This is a genomic window from [Empedobacter] haloabium (assembly GCA_008011715.2).
GTDB classification, from domain to species: domain Bacteria; phylum Pseudomonadota; class Gammaproteobacteria; order Burkholderiales; family Burkholderiaceae_D; genus Rugamonas; species Rugamonas haloabia.
In genome coordinates, this window is record CP136508.1 from 2,583,715 (window position 1) to 2,603,850 (window position 20,136).

At 68.3% G+C, this 20,136-nt stretch carries 16 protein-coding genes, 1 tRNA gene and 1 pseudogene; 8 read left to right on the forward strand and 10 right to left on the reverse strand.

The window, feature by feature from the left end; translation table 11 throughout:
* The first annotated feature begins 92 nt into the window (after positions 1-92).
* Both E7V67_011230 and E7V67_011235 read left to right on the forward strand, forming a co-directional pair.
* Positions 93-2,405 carry a diguanylate cyclase gene (locus tag E7V67_011230; GenBank protein WUR15643.1) on the forward strand — a complete coding sequence of 771 codons (2,313 nt, stop codon included), beginning with the start codon at positions 93-95 and terminating at the stop codon, positions 2,403-2,405.
* Positions 2,406-2,714: 309 nt separating this feature from the next.
* A complete protein-coding gene (locus E7V67_011235) occupies positions 2,715-3,320 on the forward strand; it encodes a histidine phosphatase family protein (GenBank protein WUR15644.1) in 606 nt (201 codons plus the stop codon).
* A gap of 62 nt (positions 3,321-3,382) precedes the next feature.
* Here E7V67_011235 and E7V67_011240 read toward each other — a convergent pair whose 3' ends face one another.
* The 5 genes from E7V67_011240 to E7V67_011260 form a co-directional block, all read right to left on the reverse strand.
* Complete coding sequence (locus E7V67_011240) at positions 3,383-5,761, reverse strand: EAL domain-containing protein (protein WUR15645.1); 2,379 nt, start codon at positions 5,759-5,761, stop codon at positions 3,383-3,385.
* A gap of 111 nt (positions 5,762-5,872) precedes the next feature.
* On the reverse strand, positions 5,873-6,175 hold the full coding sequence (locus tag E7V67_011245) for a hypothetical protein (GenBank protein WUR15646.1): 303 nt from the start codon (positions 6,173-6,175) through the stop codon (positions 5,873-5,875).
* A gap of 56 nt (positions 6,176-6,231) precedes the next feature.
* The gene (locus tag E7V67_011250) at positions 6,232-9,027 is read right to left on the reverse strand and encodes a response regulator (GenBank protein ID WUR15647.1); all 2,796 of its coding nucleotides are present in this window, start codon (positions 9,025-9,027) and stop codon (positions 6,232-6,234) included.
* Positions 9,024-10,184 (reverse strand): acyl-CoA dehydrogenase family protein, encoded by a 1,161-nt coding sequence (locus tag E7V67_011255; GenBank protein WUR15648.1) that lies wholly within the window; start codon positions 10,182-10,184, stop codon positions 9,024-9,026. The genes E7V67_011250 and E7V67_011255 overlap by 4 nt, the downstream gene beginning before the upstream one ends.
* 311 nt (positions 10,185-10,495) lie before the next feature.
* Positions 10,496-10,831, reverse strand: coding sequence for a hypothetical protein (locus E7V67_011260; GenBank protein ID WUR15649.1), 336 nt, complete (start codon positions 10,829-10,831; stop codon positions 10,496-10,498).
* 197 nt (positions 10,832-11,028) lie between these two features.
* Between E7V67_011260 and E7V67_011265 the strand changes: the two genes are divergently transcribed.
* Positions 11,029-12,546, forward strand: a complete 1,518-nt coding sequence (locus tag E7V67_011265) for an ATPase domain-containing protein (GenBank protein ID WUR15650.1) — start codon at positions 11,029-11,031, stop codon at positions 12,544-12,546.
* Entirely contained in the window at positions 12,533-14,242 is a 1,710-nt protein-coding gene (locus E7V67_011270; protein ID WUR15651.1) for a response regulator, read from the forward strand. Before E7V67_011265 ends, E7V67_011270 begins: the two co-directional genes overlap by 14 nt.
* Positions 14,243-14,329: 87 nt before the next feature.
* Here the strand turns inward: E7V67_011270 and E7V67_011275 are convergent.
* A pseudogene (locus E7V67_011275) lies at positions 14,330-14,629 on the reverse strand (IS1595 family transposase).
* Positions 14,630-14,758: 129 nt separating this feature from the next.
* On the opposite strand from E7V67_011275, the gene E7V67_011280 reads away from it, so the two are divergent.
* Complete coding sequence (locus tag E7V67_011280; protein WUR15652.1) at positions 14,759-15,658, forward strand: flagellin; 900 nt, start codon at positions 14,759-14,761, stop codon at positions 15,656-15,658.
* 251 nt (positions 15,659-15,909) lie between these two features.
* Complete coding sequence (locus tag E7V67_011285; GenBank protein WUR15653.1) at positions 15,910-16,458, forward strand: PEP-CTERM sorting domain-containing protein; 549 nt, start codon at positions 15,910-15,912, stop codon at positions 16,456-16,458.
* 172 nt (positions 16,459-16,630) lie between these two features.
* On the opposite strand, the gene E7V67_011290 is transcribed toward E7V67_011285, so the two are convergent.
* From E7V67_011290 to E7V67_011305, 4 genes are all read right to left on the reverse strand, one after another.
* Positions 16,631-17,308, reverse strand: coding sequence for a PEP-CTERM sorting domain-containing protein (locus tag E7V67_011290; protein WUR15654.1), 678 nt, complete (start codon positions 17,306-17,308; stop codon positions 16,631-16,633).
* Positions 17,309-17,528: 220 nt separating this feature from the next.
* Positions 17,529-17,849 (reverse strand): Dabb family protein, encoded by a 321-nt coding sequence (locus E7V67_011295; protein ID WUR15655.1) that lies wholly within the window; start codon positions 17,847-17,849, stop codon positions 17,529-17,531.
* A gap of 67 nt (positions 17,850-17,916) precedes the next feature.
* Entirely contained in the window at positions 17,917-18,138 is a 222-nt protein-coding gene (locus tag E7V67_011300; GenBank protein WUR15656.1) for a hypothetical protein, read from the reverse strand.
* Between the two features lie 82 nt (positions 18,139-18,220).
* Complete coding sequence (locus E7V67_011305) at positions 18,221-18,520, reverse strand: hypothetical protein (protein ID WUR15657.1); 300 nt, start codon at positions 18,518-18,520, stop codon at positions 18,221-18,223.
* Between the two features lie 358 nt (positions 18,521-18,878).
* On the opposite strand from E7V67_011305, the gene E7V67_011310 reads away from it, so the two are divergent.
* Positions 18,879-18,965 (forward strand) — tRNA-Leu (locus tag E7V67_011310).
* A gap of 155 nt (positions 18,966-19,120) precedes the next feature.
* Positions 19,121-20,131: a site-specific integrase gene (locus E7V67_011315; GenBank protein WUR15658.1), complete on the forward strand. Its 1,011-nt coding sequence runs from the start codon at positions 19,121-19,123 to the stop codon at positions 20,129-20,131.
* Positions 20,132-20,136: the final 5 nt, after the last annotated feature.

A 20,136-nucleotide genomic window follows, 5' to 3' on the forward strand; every position in this document is an offset into this window, starting at 1 on the left:
TTTTACAATCTGTGCAGCCGGGCCGCCAGCCCGCCCGGCCGTCACCCGGCCCAATCCCCGCCGTTTGTTTGCCCTTGCGGTAAGGAGCGGCCATGTCCGAACAACATCATTGCACCGAAGCGGCGCGCCTTGCCGCGCTGCGTCAGCTTGCGATTCTCGATACCCCAGCCGAAGAGCGCTTCGACCGCTACACGCGCCTGGCCGCCGCCGCGTTGCGGGTGCCGATCGCCGCGTTCGTCCTGGTCGACGCCGAACGGCAGTGGTTCAAGTCGCGGGTGGGCCTCGATGCCTGCGCCACGCCGCGCTCGATCGCCTTCTGCAGCCATGCGATCGCGGCCGGCGACACGCTGGTCGTGCCGGATGCCCGGCTGGACCAGCGCTTTTGCGACAATCCGCTCGTCACCGGTGCGCCCGGCGTGCGTGCCTACGCCGGCCAGCCGGTGTACAGCGTGGGTGGCGAGCCGCTGGGCACGTTGTGCGTGATCGACACGGTGCCGCGCGCGTTCGACGCCCAAGCGCTGCGGCTGCTGCGCGACCTGGCGGCGCTGGTGCAGGAGGAGCTGAACCGCGACCTGCTGGTGCGCGCACGCGATGCCGCCGAGGCCGGCCTGCGCGAACTGAACGAACACCTGGAAGCGCGCGTGCTGGAGCGCACGCGCGCACTGCACGACAACAACGAATTGCTGCGCCAGGAGATCGCGCGCCGCGAGCAGGTCGAAAGCAGCCTGCGCCACAACAAGCAGCGCGTGCGCAACGTCATCGACACCTGCCTGGCCGCCTTTGTCGGCATCGACGAGGAACAGCGCATCACCGAGTGGAACCCGGCCGCCGAGAAGCTGTTCGGCTGGAGCCGGGCCGAGGCGCTGGGGCAGAACGTGGGCACGTTGATCGTGCCGGCGCGGCTGCGCGAGCGCCATGACGCCGGCATGGCGCGCTTCCAGATCACGGGCGACGCGGCCATGTGCAGCCAGCTGCTGGAACTGCCGGCGCTCACGCGCGCCGGCGACGAGCGCATCGTCGAGATGTCGATCAACCATTTCGAGGTGGACGGCCAGCGTTTCCTGGCCGCGTTCCTGCAGGACGTTTCAGCACGCATCGCGGCCCAGCAAGCCCTGCGCGCCAAGGAGCAACTGCTCGACGCGGTGCTGGAGGCGGTCGACGTGGGTGTGGTCGCGTGCGACGCGGCCGGCGCCATCACGCTGTTCAACCGCGCCGCCCGCAAGCTGCACAACCTGCCGCCGGCACCGGCCGGGGTGCCGCCGTCGCTGCCGGACGGGCGCTGGTTCGGCAGCCACCAGCTGCGCCAGCCGGGCAGCCTGGACGCGCTGCCCGACGACATGGTGCCACTGCGGCGCGCGCTGCGCGGCGAGAGCGTCGTCAATGTGCCCGTCGAGGTGGTGGTGGCGGACATGAAGCCGCGCCTGACCCTCGTCAGTGGCCGGCCGCTGACCGGGCCGCGCGGCGAGCGCCTGGGCGCGGTGGTCGCCATCAATGACGTAACCGACCTGGCCGAGTCGCGCGGCCGCATCGTCGAGAGCGAGGAGCGGCTGCGCACGATCGCCGACAACGTGCCGGCGCTGATCGCCTACATCGGCCCCGACCTGCGCTACCGCTTCGCCAACGAACGCTATGCCGACTGGCTGGGCCTGGACCCGGCCGCGATGCTGGGCCGCACGGTGGCGGAGGCGATGGGCGAGTTGTTCTACGGCGAACGGCGCGCCGCGCTGGAAGCGTGCATGGCGGGCAGCGCGCGCGTGGTGGAAGGCGAGGTGCGCCGCTATGGCCACAGCCGCGTGATCCGGTCCAGCTACATCCCGCACGTGCGCGACGGCGTGGTGCTGGGCGCCTACGTGTTTTCGACCGACATGACGGCGGCGCGCGAGCACGAGCGCCAGCTGCATGCGCTGGCGCACACGGACCATCTGACCGGCCTGCCGAACCGGCGCGCCCACGAGCAGCGGCTGGCGCAGGCGATCGACCGCGCGCACCGCAACGGCAGCGCGCTCGCGCTGGCCAGCCTGGACGTCGACCATTTCAAGCAGATCAACGACACCCTGGGCCACGGTGCCGGCGACGCCGTGCTGCGCGAATTCGGCCAGCGCCTGGCGGCCAGCGTGCGCGTGACCGACGCGGTGGCGCGGCTGGCCGGCGACGAATTCGTCATCGTGCTGGAACAGGTGCACACGGCGGCCGAGTGCGCGACCATCGGGCGCAAGCTGCTGGACGCGATCCGCCCCAGCTTCTTCGTCGAGGGCCGCATCCTGCCCGTCACGGCCAGCATCGGCATCGGCTGGAGCGCACGGCCGGAGCGCCGCGCCCTGGCGGAGGCGGCCGACCGGGCGCTGTACCGCACCAAGGAAGCGGGACGCGATGGCGTCAGCGTCGAGCAGTGTCGCGACGGCTGAGCCGCCTGCGCTCTGGCCTGATGCCGTCAGGTGAAGTATGTAGAACGCGTTGGGCCGGTCGCGCATCCCGCAACCCCGGACCAGAAACCGGGGTCGGACCCGCCGGGTCCGACCCCGGCTCGCCGTTCTGGTGCGCAAAGAGGTGTGCTGCAGGCTGAAAATTCCCCTTGATTCTCCTTGGCTTGGCGCCCTTGCGGGCGGCCCGGCAGACCCCGGACGGCGCGGCAACGCGTCTGTAGCGAAAATGCCGCACCGGCCCGGAGCAACCGGCGTAAGGTGTCGTTTTCGACCATTCCGACCGGAGGTTCCATGGCGCGCCGCATTCTCCTCTATTGGCTTCTGCTGTCGTGCCTTGGCCCGGCCTGGGCCGCCACGCCCGATGAGCTGTGGCGCCGCCTGCAGGCCGGTGGCCACGTCCTGGTGGTGCGCCATGCCGCCACCGAACCGGGTATCGGCGATCCGCCCGGCTTCACGCTGGGCGATTGCGCTACCCAGCGCAACCTGTCGCTGCCGGGCCGCGAGGATGCGCGGGCGTTGGGCGCCGCCATGCGCCAGCACGGCGTGCCGGTGGCGCGCGTGCTGTCGAGCCGCTGGTGCCGCTGCCAGGACACGGCACGCCTCGCCTTTGGCCGCGCCGAGCCCGTGCCGATGCTCGATTCGATGATGGGCGACGGCGACGACGGGCGCACGCGCAAGCTGGCCGAGCTGCGCCGGACGCTGGCCGCGCAGGCCGGGCAGGGCGGGGTGCCCGGCAACCTGGTGCTGGTCACGCACGACGTCAATATCCAGGCGCTGACGGGAGACAAGCTGGCGCAGGGCGAGATGCTGGTGGCGACCGTCCGGCCGGACGGCACGTTGGCGGTGCTGGGACGCCTGGGCGTGCCGAAGAGCGCCGACGCGGTGCAGGCGATGTAGGGCGGCGGGACGCACGCTCCCGGTGGCGGCGATCTCCCTTGGAGCGGCGCAAGCCCGCCCCGCTACAGCGCCATCCGCACCCCGCTGCAGACCATGCTGCTGAGGCGGTCCTGCGGCAGCGCCGGGCTGAAGTAGTAGCCCTGCATCTGGTCGCATTCGTGGTCCTGCAGGAAGGCCAGCTGCTCGCGCGTTTCAACGCCCTCGGCGATCACCTCCAGCTTCAGATTGTGCCCCAGCGCGATGATGGCGCGCGTGATGACGGCGTTGCCGTCGCTGGCCACGTCGCCCAGGAACGAACGGTCGATCTTGATCACGTCCACCGGGAACTTCTGCAGGTACGACAGGCTCGAATAGCCCGTGCCGAAATCGTCGATGGACAGGCGCACGCCCAGCGTCTTCAGCTGCGCCAGCGCTTCCAGCGCCTCGGCCGGGTTGTCCATCAGCTGGCTTTCCGTCACCTCCAGCTCCAGCGCGTTCGGCGCGATCCGGTGTTCGCGCAGCGTCGCCGCCAGGCGCTCGACGAAGTGGCGCTGGCGCAACTGGCGGGCCGACAGGTTGACGGAAATGACGAACTGGCCGACGCCCAGTTCCGCCAGCGAGCGCAGCGTGGCGCAGGCCTCGGCGATGACCCAGTCGCCCAGCGGCACGATCAGGCCGGTCTGCTCGGCGATGGGGATGAACTTGTCCGGGCCGACCACGCCGCGCTCGGGACTGTGCCAGCGCACCAGCGCCTCGGCGCCGACGATGCGGCCGGTGCGCAGGTCCACCTTGGGCTGGTAGCCCAGCACCATCTCGCGGTTGCGGATGGCGCGGTTCAGGTTCGCTTCCAGCAGCAGGTGCTGGTGCACCACGCGGCTCAGGTCGGCCGAGTAGAACTGCACGTTGTTCTTGCCGAGCGTCTTGGCGTGGTACATGGCGGCATCGGCCGCCCGCATGATGCGGTCCACCGTGTCGCCGTCGCGCGGGAACATGGCGACGCCGAAGCTGCCGCCGGCGATCAGCTCGCGGCCGCCCAGCAGGATCGGCCGGTCGACGCAGTGCCGCAGCCGTTCCAGCAGGTCCGCCACGACCGTATCGCCAGGCTGCTCGGCGATCAGCAGCACGAACTCGTCGCCGCCCAGCCGCGCCACCGTGTCGTGCTCGCGCACGCCGGCGCGCAGGCGGTCGGCGATCTCGCGCAGCACGTTGTCGCCGGCGTCGTGGCCGAAGGTATCGTTGATGTGCTTGAAATTGTCCAGGTCGACGAACGCCAGCGCCCCGGACGGGCCGCCGTGCGCCGCGGCATCCAGCGCCTGCTTCAGGCGCTCCTGCAGCAGCGTGCGGTTGGCCAGGCCCGTCAGCGGGTCGTGGTGGGCCAGGTGGTGCAGGCGCCGCTCGTACTGGCGCGCCTGCGTCACGTCGTTCAGCACGGCCACGAAGTGCGTCACCTGGCCGTCGATATTGATGACGGGGTCGATGCGCAGGTCGTTCCAGAAGATTTCGCCGGACTTTTTCGCGTTGCGCAGCACCGCGCGCACGCCGGTCTGCGCTCGCAGCGCGGCGCGGATGCGCGCGTGCTCGTGCATGTCGCAGCCCTCGATGCGCATGAAGCGCGGGTCGCGCCCCTTGATCTCGGCAAGGAGATAGCCGGTCATCTGCTCGAACGCGGGATTGACGTATTCGATCAGGTGCCCGCCGTTGGCGCAACAGGTGATGACGATCGCGTTGACGCTGGAATACATCGCCCGTTCGCTGACGCGCAGGCCCTGTTCCGTCTTCTTGCGCGCCGAGATATCGAGGCCCGTGCCGAATACACAGGGCACGTTGCCCAGGCTGGTGCGGGCGCAGTTGAACAGGCAGGTGGTGCGCCTGCCGTGCTTGCCGACCAGTTCCGCCTCGTGCGACGAGCTGCCTTGCTCGAACGCGGCCAGGATCTTGTCGCGCACCATGGCGCGTTCGTGTTCGTCGAAGAACATGCCCACATCGGTGGTCGGCAGTTCCTCGCCGGGCCGCTCCAGCACGTGCTCGAGCTGCCGGTTCCACAGCAGCAGGTGGCCGCTCTGGTCGATCACGTAGAACACGCAGGGCAGGTTCTCGATCAGTTCGGCAACGGGGAAATCCTGCAGCAGTGCGTTGCGCGGTGCCGCATGGCCGGCCAGCGGCAGCACGATCACGCTGTATTTGCCCGGTTCCTCGGTGTCGAGCGATTGCGGTGCCACGGTCAGCCGTACCGGCAGGTGGCGACCGTCCGCGCACAGCAGGCGGCCGGCCAGGTTGGCATGCGCCACGCTGGGGGAGAACAGCGTGACCGGTTCGTCGAACTCGACGAAGCCGGCCAGGTCGCGCCCGCGCACGACATCCGCGCCGAAGCCGGCCAGCCGTTCGAAGGCCTTGTTCCAGCTGACGACGGCGCCGGCGGCATCGACCACCAGCACGGCAAGAGGTAAGGGCGCGAGACTCATCGGCGTCTCCTGTCGCGCGCTGCCGGCTGGCCGGGTGGTCCGCCAGGCAGGCGTGAGTCATGATAGCCGCAATTGCGCCGGGTGGGCGCGCGCCGTCGCCGGACGTCGCCGTCAGCGCGGCGTGGCCGCCGACAGCACGACGATCGGGCTTGGCCGCCAGTTGCCCGGCGCCGTTTCCGCGCAGGCCGGGTCGCGCAGCGGGATGCCCTCGAACACCTGTTCCAGCATGGCCCGATCCGCCTCGGTGGCGGCGTCGCCCACCAGTTCGCACCAGGCGCGGAAGGCGCCGCGCGCCATGGCCCAGCAGGCGTCCGGATCGACCGGTTCGGCCGCACGCGCCTGGGCGGCGATGGCCGTGATCGTGTCCAGCGTGCTGGCGGTGATGGTGTCGTAGCTGTACGTGGTGTCGGGCATGGGGGCTCCTGTATCGTTGAAATGCCGCGGGCGGGCCCGGCGGGTCCGCCCCCGTCTCACGGCGCGGCCAGCGCCTGGCGCAGCTGCTCGATGGTGTAGGGCTTGCGTAGGGCGCCGCTGGCGAACGGCAGCGCCGGCGCCTGGACGCCGGTGGCGAAGACGATGCGCAGGTGCGGGTGCGCGCCGTGCGCGTGGTGCGCCAGATCGACGCCGGACATGCCCGGCAGCTGCACGTCCGTCAGGAGGATGTCGGCCTGCGCCAGCAGCGCCAGCGCCTGCTCGGCGGAGCTGGCGCCGGTGGCCGCGTAGCCGACCAGTTCGACCATCTGGCACAGGAGGTCGAGCGCATCCGGGTTGTCCTCCACGACCAGCACGCGGGCGCGGGCGCAGGCGGGCGCTGGCGCGGCGGCGGCGGCGCCGCTGCGCGCGTCCAGCATCCCGCGCACGCGCGCGGCCAGCTGGTCGCGCCGGTACGGCTTGCTGAGCAGCTCGACACCGGCGTCCAGGCGGCCGCCGTGCACGATCGCGTTCTGCGTATAGCCCGAGGTGAACAGCACGGCCAGGCCGGGCAGCAGCGTGGTGGCGCGGCGCGCGAGCTCCGGGCTGCTCAGCGGGCCAGGCATCACCACGTCGGTGAACAGCAGGGCGGGCCTGGCGCCGTCCTGCAGCAGCCGCCAGGCGGCGTGGGCGTCCGGCGCCGTCAGCACGTGGTAACCCAGCGCCGCCAACTGGTCGGCCACGGCCGCGCGCACGTCCGCGTCGTCCTCGACGACCAGGATCGTCTCGGCGCCGCCCCGCAGCGGTGCGCGCGCGGCCGACACGGCCGGCTGCGCCGGCTGCCGCGTGCGCGGCAGATACAGCTTGACGGTGGTGCCATGCCCCACCTCGCTGTACAGCTCCACGTGGCCGCCGCTCTGCTTGATGAAGCCGTACACCATCGACAGCCCCAGGCCCGTGCCCTGGCCTTCCGGCTTGGTGGTGAAGAACGGCTCGAACGCGCGCGCGCGGGTTTCCGGTGTCATGCCCGCGCCGGTGTCGGAGACGGCAAGCAGCACGTAGTCGCCGCTGCCCACGTCGCCGTGGCAGGCGGCATAGCATGCGTCCAGCGTCACGTTGTCCAGCTCGATGGTCAGGCTGCCGCTGCCCGCCATCGCATCGCGCGCGTTGATGGCGAGGTTGAGCAGCACGTTCTCGAGCTGCGCCCGGTCGAGTTGCACGGCCCACAGGTCGGCCGCGAGGCAGATCTCCACGGCGATGGCTGCGCCGATGGCGCGCCGCAGCAGCTCTTCCATGCCGCGTAGCACGTCACCGGGGTCCAGCACGGTCGGTTGCAGGGGCTGGCGGCGCGCGAATGCCAGCAGGTGGCCGGACAGCCGGGCGCCCCGTTCCACGGCCGCGATGGCGCTGGCGATGCGCTGGCGCGCCGCCGCGTCGCCGCTATGCTCGGCCGCCAGCAGCTCCAGGTTGCTGCCGACGACCTGCAGGATATTGTTGAAATCGTGGGCCACGCCACCGGTCAGCTTGCCGATCGCCTCCATCTTCTGTGCCTGCAACAGCGCGGCCTGGGCCGCTTCCAGCTCACGCGTGCGCTGGGCCACGGCCTGTTCCAGCTCTTGCTGGTGGCGGCGCCGCGTGGCGTCCGCCGTGGCCTGCGCCGTCACGTCGTCGGCCTGCAGGAAGATGCGGCCGGCACCGTCCTCTTCCTGCACGGGTTTCAGCACCAGGTTCAGGTAGACGTCGCCAGCCGCGCCGGGCCGCGTCAGCGGCACCGCGCCGGCGACCACCTCCTCGCCGGAGATGCGCGCCAGTTCGTACAGGTCGCGCAGCGGCTGGCCAGCCAGCCAGGGGAACGTGCCGTCCAGTGTGGCGCCGGCCGGCGGCTGGCTGCCGAACAGCCGGCCGAACGACTCGTTGGCCATCTCGAACGAAAGTTCCGGCCCGGCCGTCACGGCCATGATGCCGGGCGCGTGCTCGAACAGGCTGGCCAGCTGGCGCGCCTTGTCCTGCGCCAGCGCCACGGCCGCGCGGCTGCGTTCACGCTCGGCCAGCAGCTCGCGCTGCACGCTCGATGCCGGCCGCAGCGACAACAGCACACCGACGATCACGGCGCCGTCGCGGATGGCCGTCAGCGCCACCTCGGTGGGCTCGACGCTGCCGCGGATGCGCAGCGCCAGCACCGTGCGGCCGGCGCCATCGGACATGCGCGCCAGCGCGGCGTCCAGCTCGGGGTTCCAGAACGGCAGCTCGTGGGCGTAGGTGCCGGTGGCGTCGGCCGGTGCGATATCGAGCAGTTCGCTGGCGCGGCGGTTCCAGTACACCACCTGGGTATTGGCGTCGAGGCCGATGACGGCGTCGGCCGACTGCTCCCAGAAGTCGCGCAGGTAGCTTTCGGCGATCACCATGCGCCGCAGCGCGGTGCTGTCGACCGCGCGGCTGGCCAGCTGCGAGTTGGCGCGGTCCAGCGTGGTGCGCAGGCGCCGCTGGGTGGCGGCCGCCTGCAGCGCCTGGCCCAGCTGGCGCCCCAGCTGCGGGTCGGCCGGGTCGAGCACGACGGCGTCGCCGATCATCGGGCTGCGGCGCAGCTCGGCGCGCAGCGCTTCGGCGTCGTGCGCCAGGATCACGATGCGGCCGCTGGGCCAATGCCGGCGCAGGTGGCGTGCCAGCGGCACCGGCCGTTCCACCGAGGCCGCGATGACGCACAGCGCAGTGGCGGCCGGCAGCCAGCCGGCTTCGTTCGCCAGCACGGCGGCGGCGCCGCGCGCCACCAGGACCGCTTGCGCCGGCACTGCCGGCAGCTGCGCCGGCTCGGCCGTGGCGCCGACGAGCAGGATGATGGGGCCGCCCCCGCTCATAGCAGCGGCATGCCCAGCAGCGCGCGGCCGGTCCAGATGCGCAGCATGTCCGTGGTGGGCGACATTACATGGCTGGCGCGGGCGTCGCGCAGCAGCTGGGCCACGCGGCTGTTGTCGCGGTAGGCCGCGCCGCCGCAGATCGTCATCGCGTCGTTGGCCAGCGCCACGGCCGTCTCGCCCGCGTCGGCCTTGCAGGCGAGGATGTACGGCAGCGCCTCCGGATCGCCGGCGTCGCCGCGCTGGGCCGCCTCGAGCACCAGCGCGCGCGTCTTCTGCAGCGCCACCCACATCGCGGCGTAACGCGTCTGCATCGTTTCCAGCTCGCCCAGGGTGCCGCCCGTGTGACTGTGGCGGCGGTTGCGCAGGTGCTCGCCGGCCAGGTCCACGGCCGCCTGCGCGATGCCGAGGTAGGTGCCCGCCATCGCCATCAGGAAGTAGGGCGCCACCACTTCGAACACGTACCAGACCTGGTCGCCTTCGGTGCCCAGCAGGTTTTGCACGGGCACCGGGGCATCGGCCAGGCGCAGCCCGCGCGAGGAATTGCCGCGCATGCCGAAGCCGTGCCATGGCGCCAGCCAGGTCAGGCCGGGCGTGCCGGCATCGACGATCATGCAGCTGAAGTCGCCCTCGGCGGCGCCGCCGCTGGCCACCGTCGAGACGACGTAGGAGTCGGCCCGGCCGCCGTTGGTGACGAACTGCTTGGTGCCGTTCAGCAGGTAGCAATCGCCCTGCGCCGCCATCGTCGTCTCGGGCAGGTAGAAGTGGGCGCCGGTGCCGCTTTCGGACAGCGCCAGCGTGGTGATGTGGCGGCCGGCCGCGATCTCGCGCAGGTAATGGTCGCGCTGGTAGTCGGTGGCCTTGGCGGCGATGACGGCCGTGCCCACGCAATGCATGCCGAAGCACAGCGCGGACGACGGGCAGGCCTGGCCGATCAGGGCGGTCAGGTGGCACAAGGCATGCAAGCCCTGGCCATGGCCGCCCAGGATGCCCGGCACCTGCAGGCCCAGCAGGCCGGCCTGGGCGAACGCGCGCATCGAGTGCTCCGGCCAGCTGCCATCGCGGTCGACCTGCTCGGCATGCGGCAGCACGGTGTCCTCGACGATCTGGCGCGTCAGCGTGGTGAGCCGGTCGAGGATGGGGGAATGCAGTCTGACCACGAGGTTGATCCGTGAGGTAAAAATGGCAAGTATAGGTGATCGCGGTTACTGTTCAGTGTCTTGTTGGCAATCGTGCGCGGGGGACGCCGTGGCGCTGCGCCCATTGTGCTGGGCGGAACGGCGTCACCGGCGCACGTTTCCCGCCGCTATCGTGCGGACGCGCGGGCGCGACTTGCGAATAATCGCGGCAGGAGGAGCCATGCAGTCGAGGAATACACGCGAGGGAATCTATCGGGGCCGGACCCCGGCGGCGGACGGCGGCGCCAGCCGCCGCCATGTCAGGAGCCGCGGCGGCGCCGGCCGGCAACCCGTCAGCACGGGCGCTTCGCTGGCGTTGCTGCGACGCCTGATCCGGCGGCCGCCGCTGTGATGGCGGGCACAGGCACCCGGGCGTGCCGCTGCGCCGGATGCCATGGCAGCGTCGCCCGGGCCCGTGTGGCGCCGGCACCGCGGCGCCGTTCCCCCAGCCGCAGCAGCGGCACCAGCAGCCGGGCCGGCACGCCGCGCGCGCTCATGAAGCGGGCCGCGCGCAGGGTGCCGTAGGCGGGAATCATGGCGGCGCCGATGTGCACGACACGCGCCAGCCGGCCGTCGGCACGGCGCTCCGGCGGCGAGATGGGGCAGGGCGGCAGCGGGTCGGGAAGCATTCGGGGCCTTTCGCACTCGTCTGGCCAGCTTAGCGTCGCTTTATGACGGCCTGCTGACAGCGGCCGGCCGCCGCCGCTCTCGCAACCCGACAGGCTGGAAAGAAACTTTCGATCTATAATCCGGACTCCGCGGCGCCGCCTGGCGGCGCCGTATCGGCAACCCCGCCGCACGCGTCGGCGGCAGCAGAAGGGCATCAATGAGCGCAAGCGCAAGTTCGAACGGAGCGGCACCGGCACCGGCCCGCCGCATCGCCACCGGGGTACCGGGGCTGGACGACATCCTGTGCGGCGGCCTGACGGCCGACCGTGTCTACCTGGTCGAAGGCACGCCGGGCACCGGCAAGACGACGCTGGGCCTGCAGTTCCTGCTGGAAGGGGCCGCGCACGGCGAGGCGGGGCTGTACATCACGCTGTCGGAGACGGCCGACGAGCTGCATGCGGTCGCCCACAGCCATGGCTGGTCGCTGGACGCGATCGCCATCTTCGAACTGGCCAGCGACGCGATGCTGGACCCCGATGCGCAGCAATCCGTGCTGTATCCGGCCGAGGTGGAGCTGGGCGAGACGACGCGCGGCGTCATGGAGCAGGTCGAAGCCGTCAAGCCGGTGCGCGTGGTGTTCGACAGCCTGTCCGAAATGCGCCTGCTGGCGCAAAATCCGCTGCGCTACCGGCGCCAGATCCTGGCGCTGAAACAATTCTTTGCCGCGCGCGCCTGTACGGTGATCATGCTGGACGACAAGACCAGCCAGACCGACCAGCACCTGCACAGCATTGCCCACGGCGTCGTCAGCCTGGAGCAGATCGCCCAGGAATTCGGCAAGGAGCGCCGGCGCGTCAACATCGTCAAGATGCGCGGCATCCGCTTCCGCGGCGGCTATCACGACTACGTGCTGGAACGGGGCGGCATCACCATGTTCCCGCGCCTGGTGGCGGCCGAGCACGCGGGCGATTTCGTGCCGGTACCCCGGCCCAGCGGCACGCCGATGCTGGACCAGCTGCTGGGCGGCGGTCTGGTGGCCGGCACCAACACGCTGGTGGTGGGGCCGTCCGGCGTCGGCAAGACCACGCTCACGGTACGCTCGATGGTGGCGGCGCTAGCGCGCGGCGAACGGGCGGCGTTCTACCTGTTCGACGAGGGGCTCGGTACTTTCTATGCCCGCGCCGCGGCCCTGGGCATGGAGCTGCAACCGTACCTGGACAGCGGCACGCTGACCGTGCGCCATGTCGATCCCGCCGAGCTGGCACCCGGCCAGTTCGCCCACATGCTGCTGGAGGCGGTCGAGCGCGATGCCGTGCATTTCGTGGCCATCGACAGCCTGAACGCCTACCTGCAGGCGATGCCGGGTGAGCAGTTCCTGATGCTGCAGATGCGCGAGCTGCTGACCTACCTGAACCAGAAAGGCGTGACGACGATGCTGGTGCTGGGCGAGCATGGCCTGGTGGGCGAGGTGCGCCGCGACATCGACCTCAGCTACCTGAGCGACTGCACGGTGCTGCTGCGCTTTTTCGAGGCGGGCGGCAAGCTGCGCCGCGCCATTACCGTGGTCAAGAGCCGCACGGCCAGCCACGCGCTGACGATCCACGAATTGCGGCTGCACAGCGGCGGTATCGACATCGGTGCGCCGCTGCAAGGCTTTGAAGGCATCCTGACAGGGCTGCCGACGTACCGCGGCGAGACGGCCCTGATGACGACGGGCGACGATGGCGAGCGCTAGCGATCTGGAACAACGGGCGCTCGTGCTGGCGCCGCACGGTCGCGACGCCGACGTGATCGCCGGCGTGCTGGCGCGGCACGCCATTGCTTGCGAGATCGTGGCCGATTGCGCTGCGTTGACGGTGGCCGTGCAGGCCGGGGCGGCGGCTGCCATCGTCGCGGAAGAGGCGCTGTTGCGCTCCGACCTCGCGCCGCTGCTGGCATGCCTGCGCGAGCAGCCGCCCTGGTCTGACTTCCCGTTCGTCGTCCTGCTGGGCAAGCGCCTGGCGGCGCTGCCGCGCGGTGGCGCCGGCCCGCTGGCCGCGCTGGGCAACCTGGTGCTGCTGGAGCGGCCGCTCAGCGCGGCGACCTTGGGCAGCGCCGCCGAATCGGCGCTGCGGGCGCGGCGCCGGCAATATGAAGCGCGCGAGCTGCTGGCCGACCGCGAGGCCGTGTCGGCGCAGCTGGCCAGCCTGAACGCCACGCTGGAGGCGCGGGTCGCCGAGCGCACGCTGGCGCTGGCCGAGGCCAACGACCGGCTGACGCGGGAGACGATCGAGCGCGAGCGCGCCCAGCAGGCCATGGTGCAGTACCAGAAGATGGAATCGCTGGGTCGCCTGACCGGCGGCGTGGCGCACGACTTCAACAACCTGTTGAACGTGGTGCAGGGCACGATGGAGCTGATCCTGCTGATCAGCAAGGACGAGGCCGTGCGCAGCCGCGCCCAAACCGCCAAGGCCGCGTGCGAGCGCGGCGCCAGGCTGACGGCCCAGCTGTTGGCGTTTGCCCGCAACCAGGCGCTGGACCTGACGCCGCTGCGCGTCGAGGCGCTGTTCGAGGCCGTGCTCGGCATGGCCCGGCCGCTGCTGGGCAGGTCGATCGATGTGCAGGCGCGGGTGGCGGATGACGTCGACTGCGTGACGGCCGATGCCAGCCAGATGGAGATGGCACTGCTGAACCTGGCCATCAACGCGCGCGACGCGATGCCGGACGGTGGCCGCATCGTGTTCGAGGCCAGCCGCGCCGCGCCGCCCGCCGAGCTGACGGCCGGCGGCGGGTTCGTGCGCATCGCCGTCACGGACAACGGTTGCGGCATGAGTGCGGACGTGGCGGCGCGCGTGTTCGAGCCGTTCTTCACCACCAAGGGTGTCGGCAAGGGCACGGGGCTGGGGCTCAGCCAGGTGTACGGCATGGCGCACCAGTCCGGCGGCATGGCGCAGGTGATCAGCCAGCCGGGCGCCGGCACGACGATCGCCATCTGGCTGCCAGCGGCCACGCGTCAGGCGGCGCAGGCTGGCCTGCCGGAGCTGGCCAGCGACGCCCTGGCCGGCGCGCGCGTGTTGCTGGTGGAGGACGACGACAATGTCCGGGCTGGCATGGCGGACGCGCTGATGACGCTCGGCTGCGACGTGACCCAGGCGGCCAACGGCAGCGAAGGCCTGGCGGCGCTGGAGCAGGCCAGGCCCGACCTGGTGCTGACGGACTACCTGATGCCGGGGATGACCGGTGCCGAACTGGCGCGCGCGGCGCGCGAGCGCTACCCCGACCTGCCCGTGCTGGTGGCGACGGGCTATGCCGACATGGCCGCGATCCAGGCCGCGCTGGGCGAGGGCACGGTATTGAAGAAGCCCTTCCAGCTGGCCGAGCTGGCCGGCGTGGTGCGGCGCTCGTTGCAAGGCGTGGCCAGCACGCCGGCGGGTGCTGCGAGGCCGGGTTAGCGGAACGTCACGGGCTGCGAAAAAAGGGCGCTGTTCGCTTTTGCTGGTGGTTGCCCCTCGTTACGGAACTTTTTCAGCGCTTCGAAGTCATTGACAGCCTGAGCTGTATTTGTCCGGCGCCACCCCGATGCGCAGCCAATCGGATGGGGTCGCTGGCCACCCGGCATCCAGCACCCGGCACCAACCGGTATAGTTGGCCAGGTAGCGGCTGGCAACTCCGTGGAATCGGTATAGCCAGCCCTTGAAGCGGCTGTGCCAGCCATTCACGTTCTGGATATGGATGGCACCGCGCGCGCTGATGCCCGCACGCACGTTGACGACCTCGTGGGTGAGGCCGGCCTCGCGTGCGAAGGCCTGATAGGCCTTCGCCGCGTCGCTGATCATTAACGCGAACAGCGCCAAAAAATCCGAATATTTTTCCGCGGGGCATTTAATGCCCGCTCCGAAGCGGTCGTCTTGTACTCATGAGAGGGCAGAAAGCTGCTCCCAACTCGACACCTTAACGGAGTAATCAACATGCTGAGCCTTCACACCAACAACGCCGCGCTGTCCGCACAGAATTCGCTGACCCGCACCCAGAGCACCCTGTCGACGTCGATGACCCGCCTGTCGACCGGCTACCGTATCAATTCGGCCATGGACGATGCCGCCGGCCTGCAGATCGCTACCCGCCTGAAGACCCAGACGAGCGGCATGCAAGTGGCAATGCGCAACACCCAGAACTCGATTTCGCTGATGCAGACCGCCGAAGGCGCGCTGGACGAGACCACCAACATCCTGAACCGCATGAAGGACCTGGCCACGCAAGCCGCCGACGGTTCCTCGACCAAGGATGACCAGGCCGCGATGCAGGCCGAATTCGACTCCCTGTCGAACGAACTGGGCAACATCATGACCAACACCAAGTTCGGCGGCACCAACCTGCTGACCGATGGTACGGGCAAGCTGTCGACGACGATCACGTTCCAGATCGGTTCGGACAAGGATGAAAAGATGACGGCAGATTTCACCACTGAAATGACCGCCGTGCACACCAAGATCAAGGCAGCCGCCACGCAGTACGACGGCGCCGCTGGCGTCGCCGCCGCTTCGGCCGGCACGGAAATCTCGGGCGCCGACGCGGCGACCGGCGCGACCAATGCCAACACCACGATCAAGAACCTGTCCGACGCGATCGACTCCGTGGGCTCGATGCGCTCGAAGCTGGGTGCGATCTCGAACCGCCTGGACCACGTCTACAACAACCTGTCGAGCATCTCGACCAACACGAAGAACGCATCCGGCCGCATCATGGACGTGGACTTCGCGACGGAATCGGCCAACATGACGTCGAACCAGATGCTGCTGCAAGCCGGTACCGCGATGCTGAAGCAGTCCAACAGCCAGTCGTCGCTGGTGCTGTCGCTGCTGCAATAATCGTAGCGAAACGAGGCCCGCGGGCCTCGTGGGTCATCCCGCAAGCCGATCCGCCAGGGTCGGCTTTTTTATTGGCGCCTCGTGCCGCCGGCGGACCGCGCCGTTTTCATCGCGTGACTTCCAACTTGCAATCACAGAATTGCCACACTAGCAAATAAATACGTTTGCAGCTCTGCACGTCATGCATACTTTTGCGGCAGTCTCCCAATAACGAACAGGGGTAAACCATGAAAATCATGCAGAGTTTGCGTATGGCCGCGTTACTCGGTGTTGTTTCAGTCCCGGCGTTGGCAGTCACGCAATCGGTCACGGCGTCGTCGACCGACCAGTATTGGTATCAGAACGCAGGTCTTTTTGAAATCGGTCGCATCTCGCTGCAGTACGGCACCAACGAAATCCTCGACATCGACACGAGTGTACGCCTGGTCGACCAGGGCTGGGGCTATGAGTCGCCGACGGAAAATGCCGTCTATGTCGGCCTGTTCAGCGGCGATGCGGAGCTGTACCAGATCCGCGTGGCCGGCGCCTCGCACGAAATCTCCACCCAGACCTACGACCTGGCGTCGAACGCGACGGACTACGCCCAGCTCAATGCCGCGCTCGACCAGCTGAACTGGGCCAGCTACCCGAACGTGACGGTACGCTTCTACACGCATGCGGTTGGCTACCTGGGCTGGGAACTGCACACCTCGAACGACAGCATGATCGTCAATTCGGTGCCGGAGCCGGGCACCTACGGCATGCTGCTCGCCGGGCTGGGGGCACTGGGCGCTTGCGCGGGCCGTCGCAAGCGCAATTGATTTTTGCGCAGCCGCGCCGGTTGGCAGGCTGCGCGGCTGCCCAGCGTCCCGGCGCTTGCAGTGCATGCCGGCGGTCGTCTTACGGGCACCACTTCGGACGCCAGGAGAAATCATCCTGAATCCGAGGCTGTGCCCGTTTCACACGAAAGGCATCGAGAGGGCTATGGCCGGCTCAGTAGCCTTGGCCGATGGGTCCGGCGCGGCGGCGCATGGCCAGCGAACCGATCATTGCCAGGCCAGCGATCAGCATCGCATAGGACGTCGGTTCCGGGACGGGGCCGATGACCTGCAGCGTACCGTGATCGTAAGCGCCCGATGCCGTACCGAAGCCAACGTCAGCGGCATCATTGCTCCATGAGAACTCCAGCGAGAACCGGCCGCCAAGGCTCTGCAGTGGTACGTCGCCCGTGCCATACAACCGCCATGGGTCAATCACATGCGGGTCGAATTGAAGTGATTGGAAGAAGTGGAAGCGCGGGCCGAAATCGCTCCAGTTGGAATCAAAACTCTGGCTGAGCACGGTTATCGCCTTGCCAGAGCTGTCCGTGAAAGTCGACAGGGAGCTGACGAGCGAACCGGCCTGCTGCATGCGGCTCGTTTTGCCATCGGCAGTCAGTGTAATGTCAAGCACGGTCGAGTTCCACGTGACTGCATTGTCAATGTTTGCGCTCACCGACAGCGTAAAAGGTCCAATGCCCTGGAAGTCGCCGAGCCCGCGATCTCCCGCAAAGAAATCGAATTTTCCGGCATCACCTGTCGTGACCGTCGTGAACGTGATGGGGGCGGCTTGTGTGATATCGGCCGCAAGACTGCAACCAGCCAACAGCAAGCTGCAAAGGATTCTTTTCATTAGTCCGTCCTCATGGAATATGCTGAACATTGATCAGCCGACGCCCATTGCACAGTACGGCGAAGCGGCTGGCTGAGTTATAAAAACTACATCTCGATCCTAGCATATTCGCAATGATATTGTCCGGTAACGCAGCGCTCACGCTCGGCATTATTTCCAGCTATTGATGCCTTGTCCTGCCAAGCGCACACACGACGGCGACAGGAGCGCCGCGGCGACGTCAGTGCGCCCAGTAGTCGAGCACCAGGGAGCGCGCCAGGCAGCTGCCCAGCATGCCGACAAATTGTTGGTGCGCTGGATGGTTGAGGTAGGTGTCACGATCCTCGGCGCTGGCGAACGTCAAGGTGAAGCAGTGGGTAAAGCCATCGTTCAGGCCTTCCGGACTGACGTTGGTGCCCCATTCATAGGTGACGATGCCGGGGATCGCGGCAGGTAGTCCGTGGAAACCAGAGACGACGGCATCGACCGCGTCGGCGGCGGCATCGTCACGAAACGCAAACAGCACGACATGGCGGAGCAGGCTGGATGGGTTGGCTGGCATGGCGAGAGGGGATGGTTAGCGGAGCGTCATCATAACGCTTCGTCGCCCACGCCGCTGCACGCGTGCATCAATGCGGTAGGAGGTCGGGCCCGGCGGCGGGTGGTGCGTACGAACGGCGCGCGCCGACGGTCGCGCCGTCAAGGGACAGGATGCGCCGGATCGTATCCGGCGAGACGCCGCGCTGGGCCAGGTACAGCCACGCCTTGATGGCGCCCTCGATCCGGTCGATTTCAATGGCACGGTCGATCTCGCCGGCCGTCAGCACATCCATTCGGCGCTCAGGCTGCATGCTCGCTCCCAGTGGGGTTGTGCAGTGCAGCATGGCGCAACCGACAGTCGATGTCAAGCGCGCGATGCCATGCCCGTACCCATCAGTCCTCGCGTTGCGGCTGGCCCGCGAACACTTCGACCGACCAGCAGTAGTCGTAGATGTCCTGCTGCACTTCGACCCGGTATCCCTGGCTGACCAGCGCATCGGCAAAGACACGGGCTTCCGCCTCTGTCACGAACGATTTTTCGTACGGAAAGCCGGCGGGGGACGCCTCCGCGGCAGCCGCCGAGCCAGATTGAGACCGCGGCATCAGGTGCAAGGTTTGCAGGACGGTACGGATCAGTGCGTGCATAGGCGACTCCGCAGCGGTGTCGAGCGACTGGCTGTGCAGCGTATTCATGGCTTTCCCCTGTTTGGTGATGCTCTCATGGCATCATTTATGGTATTTTGGTAAAAAGAATTATCCCATGAAACGATTTCCAATGCTCAATTTAAATTGGTCATGGGCAGCATAAATGCGAGGAACTGTATGTCAACGGCGTGGACAGCATCTCTGCCTGCGTGAGACTACGCCGGGATGCCGTTGAGCACCCTGCGGCGGAGCAAGCAATCTTGAGGCGCGCCTACCTGGAGCGGAGCCACACGCCCCTGCCTGCTGCGCAGGCCAAGTGATCGCGCTGCGCGGTTCCACCCTCGACGCACGCAGCGCCATCCCGCTCTGGAACTTGGAGCGCGGACATGTCATAATGTCGGGCTGTGCCTCGATGGTGAAATTGGTAGACACACCGGACTTAAAATCCGTTGGCCGTGAGGCCGTGCCGGTTCGATTCCGGCTCGAGGCACCACCAATCCCCTCCAAAACTCTACGATTTTCCCCTCATATCCAGCGGAATCAAGCACTTACGGCTTTTCGGCTCGGCTCATCAAAGCTGCAATTCCGCACATAAAACCACCGTTTTCTGGTACGCTCCACGAAAATTTCACGAACCAATCACGAAAAATGGCGAGCTTCAGGAAGGACACCGCGAAGGGTAAAACGGTGTGGCGTGTACAGGTCTGGGTGGCTGACGTACGCGAGTCAGCGACTTTCTCGACGAAGGCCGAGGCAGTCGCCTGGGCGGCGCAACGCGAGACCGAGCTGCGGCAAGGCGCCGGCGCCAGAGGCGGGCAGAAGCGTACGTTGTCGGACGCTTTCGACCGCTACGAGCGCGAGGTTTCGGCGCATAAGCGCGGCAAGCGCTGGGAGCAGGTGCGCATGGCCGCGATCGCCAGGCACGAGGTTCTTGGCCGCGCCCTGGGGGCAATGGCGCTTGAGGAGATCACGCCCGAGGTGCTCGGCGCCTGGCGGGACATGCGCATGGCCGGGCCGGACGGCGTTTCCGGTTCGACGGTCAACCGCGACATGAACCTGCTGTCGCATGTGTTCTCAACGGCGCAGACGGAATGGAAATGGGTCGAGGCCAGCCCGACAGGATCAGTGCGGCGGCCAAAGGAGTCGCCTGCGCGCGATCGACGCATCAGCGACGACGAAATCGAACGGCTCTGCATGAACCTGGGCTTCGACGAGCGGCCAGTCACGACGAAGAAGGGCGCGGTGGCAGTGGCGTTTCTGTTCGCGATCGAGACAGCAATGCGGGCTGGTGAAATCTGCGCGCTGACCCAGGAAAATGTGAAGGGCGCTGTGGCCCACCTGCCGATGACGAAGAATGGACGCAAGCGCGATGTCCCGCTATCGAGGCGCGCACGCGAGCTGCTTTCGTTCCTGCCACCCGGCCAAGATCCAGTCTTCGGAATTTCGACATCGACGCTGGACGCGCTTTTCCGGAAGGCCAAGGGCCAGGCGCTGGTCGAAGGGCTGACGTTCCACGATAGCCGGCACGAGGCTATCACCAGGCTCGCCCGGAAGCTGTCCGTGCTCGAGCTGGCGCGGATGGTCGGGCACACGAACCTGAACCAGCTGCAGGCCTACTACAATGAGACGGCCGAAAACTTGGCGGCGCGGCTGGACTGATCCCC

Coding starts and splice junctions, on each gene's coding strand:
- E7V67_011240 (WUR15645.1), bottom strand. CDS start 5,761: ATGAGTCTCGCGCCCTTACCTCTTGCCGTGCTGGTGGTCGATGCCGCC.
- E7V67_011265 (WUR15650.1), top strand. CDS start 11,029: ATGAGCGCAAGCGCAAGTTCGAACGGAGCGGCACCGGCACCGGCCCGC.
- E7V67_011315 (WUR15658.1), top strand. CDS start 19,121: ATGGCGAGCTTCAGGAAGGACACCGCGAAGGGTAAAACGGTGTGGCGT.
- E7V67_011260 (WUR15649.1), bottom strand. CDS start 10,831: ATGCTTCCCGACCCGCTGCCGCCCTGCCCCATCTCGCCGCCGGAGCGC.
- E7V67_011285 (WUR15653.1), top strand. CDS start 15,910: ATGGCCGCGTTACTCGGTGTTGTTTCAGTCCCGGCGTTGGCAGTCACG.
- E7V67_011270 (WUR15651.1), top strand. CDS start 12,533: ATGGCGAGCGCTAGCGATCTGGAACAACGGGCGCTCGTGCTGGCGCCG.
- E7V67_011230 (WUR15643.1), top strand. CDS start 93: ATGTCCGAACAACATCATTGCACCGAAGCGGCGCGCCTTGCCGCGCTG.
- E7V67_011300 (WUR15656.1), bottom strand. CDS start 18,138: ATGCAGCCTGAGCGCCGAATGGATGTGCTGACGGCCGGCGAGATCGAC.
- E7V67_011295 (WUR15655.1), bottom strand. CDS start 17,849: ATGCCAGCCAACCCATCCAGCCTGCTCCGCCATGTCGTGCTGTTTGCG.
- E7V67_011245 (WUR15646.1), bottom strand. CDS start 6,175: ATGCCCGACACCACGTACAGCTACGACACCATCACCGCCAGCACGCTG.
- E7V67_011280 (WUR15652.1), top strand. CDS start 14,759: ATGCTGAGCCTTCACACCAACAACGCCGCGCTGTCCGCACAGAATTCG.
- E7V67_011290 (WUR15654.1), bottom strand. CDS start 17,308: ATGAAAAGAATCCTTTGCAGCTTGCTGTTGGCTGGTTGCAGTCTTGCG.
- E7V67_011250 (WUR15647.1), bottom strand. CDS start 9,027: ATGAGCGGGGGCGGCCCCATCATCCTGCTCGTCGGCGCCACGGCCGAG.
- E7V67_011305 (WUR15657.1), bottom strand. CDS start 18,520: ATGAATACGCTGCACAGCCAGTCGCTCGACACCGCTGCGGAGTCGCCT.
- E7V67_011235 (WUR15644.1), top strand. CDS start 2,715: ATGGCGCGCCGCATTCTCCTCTATTGGCTTCTGCTGTCGTGCCTTGGC.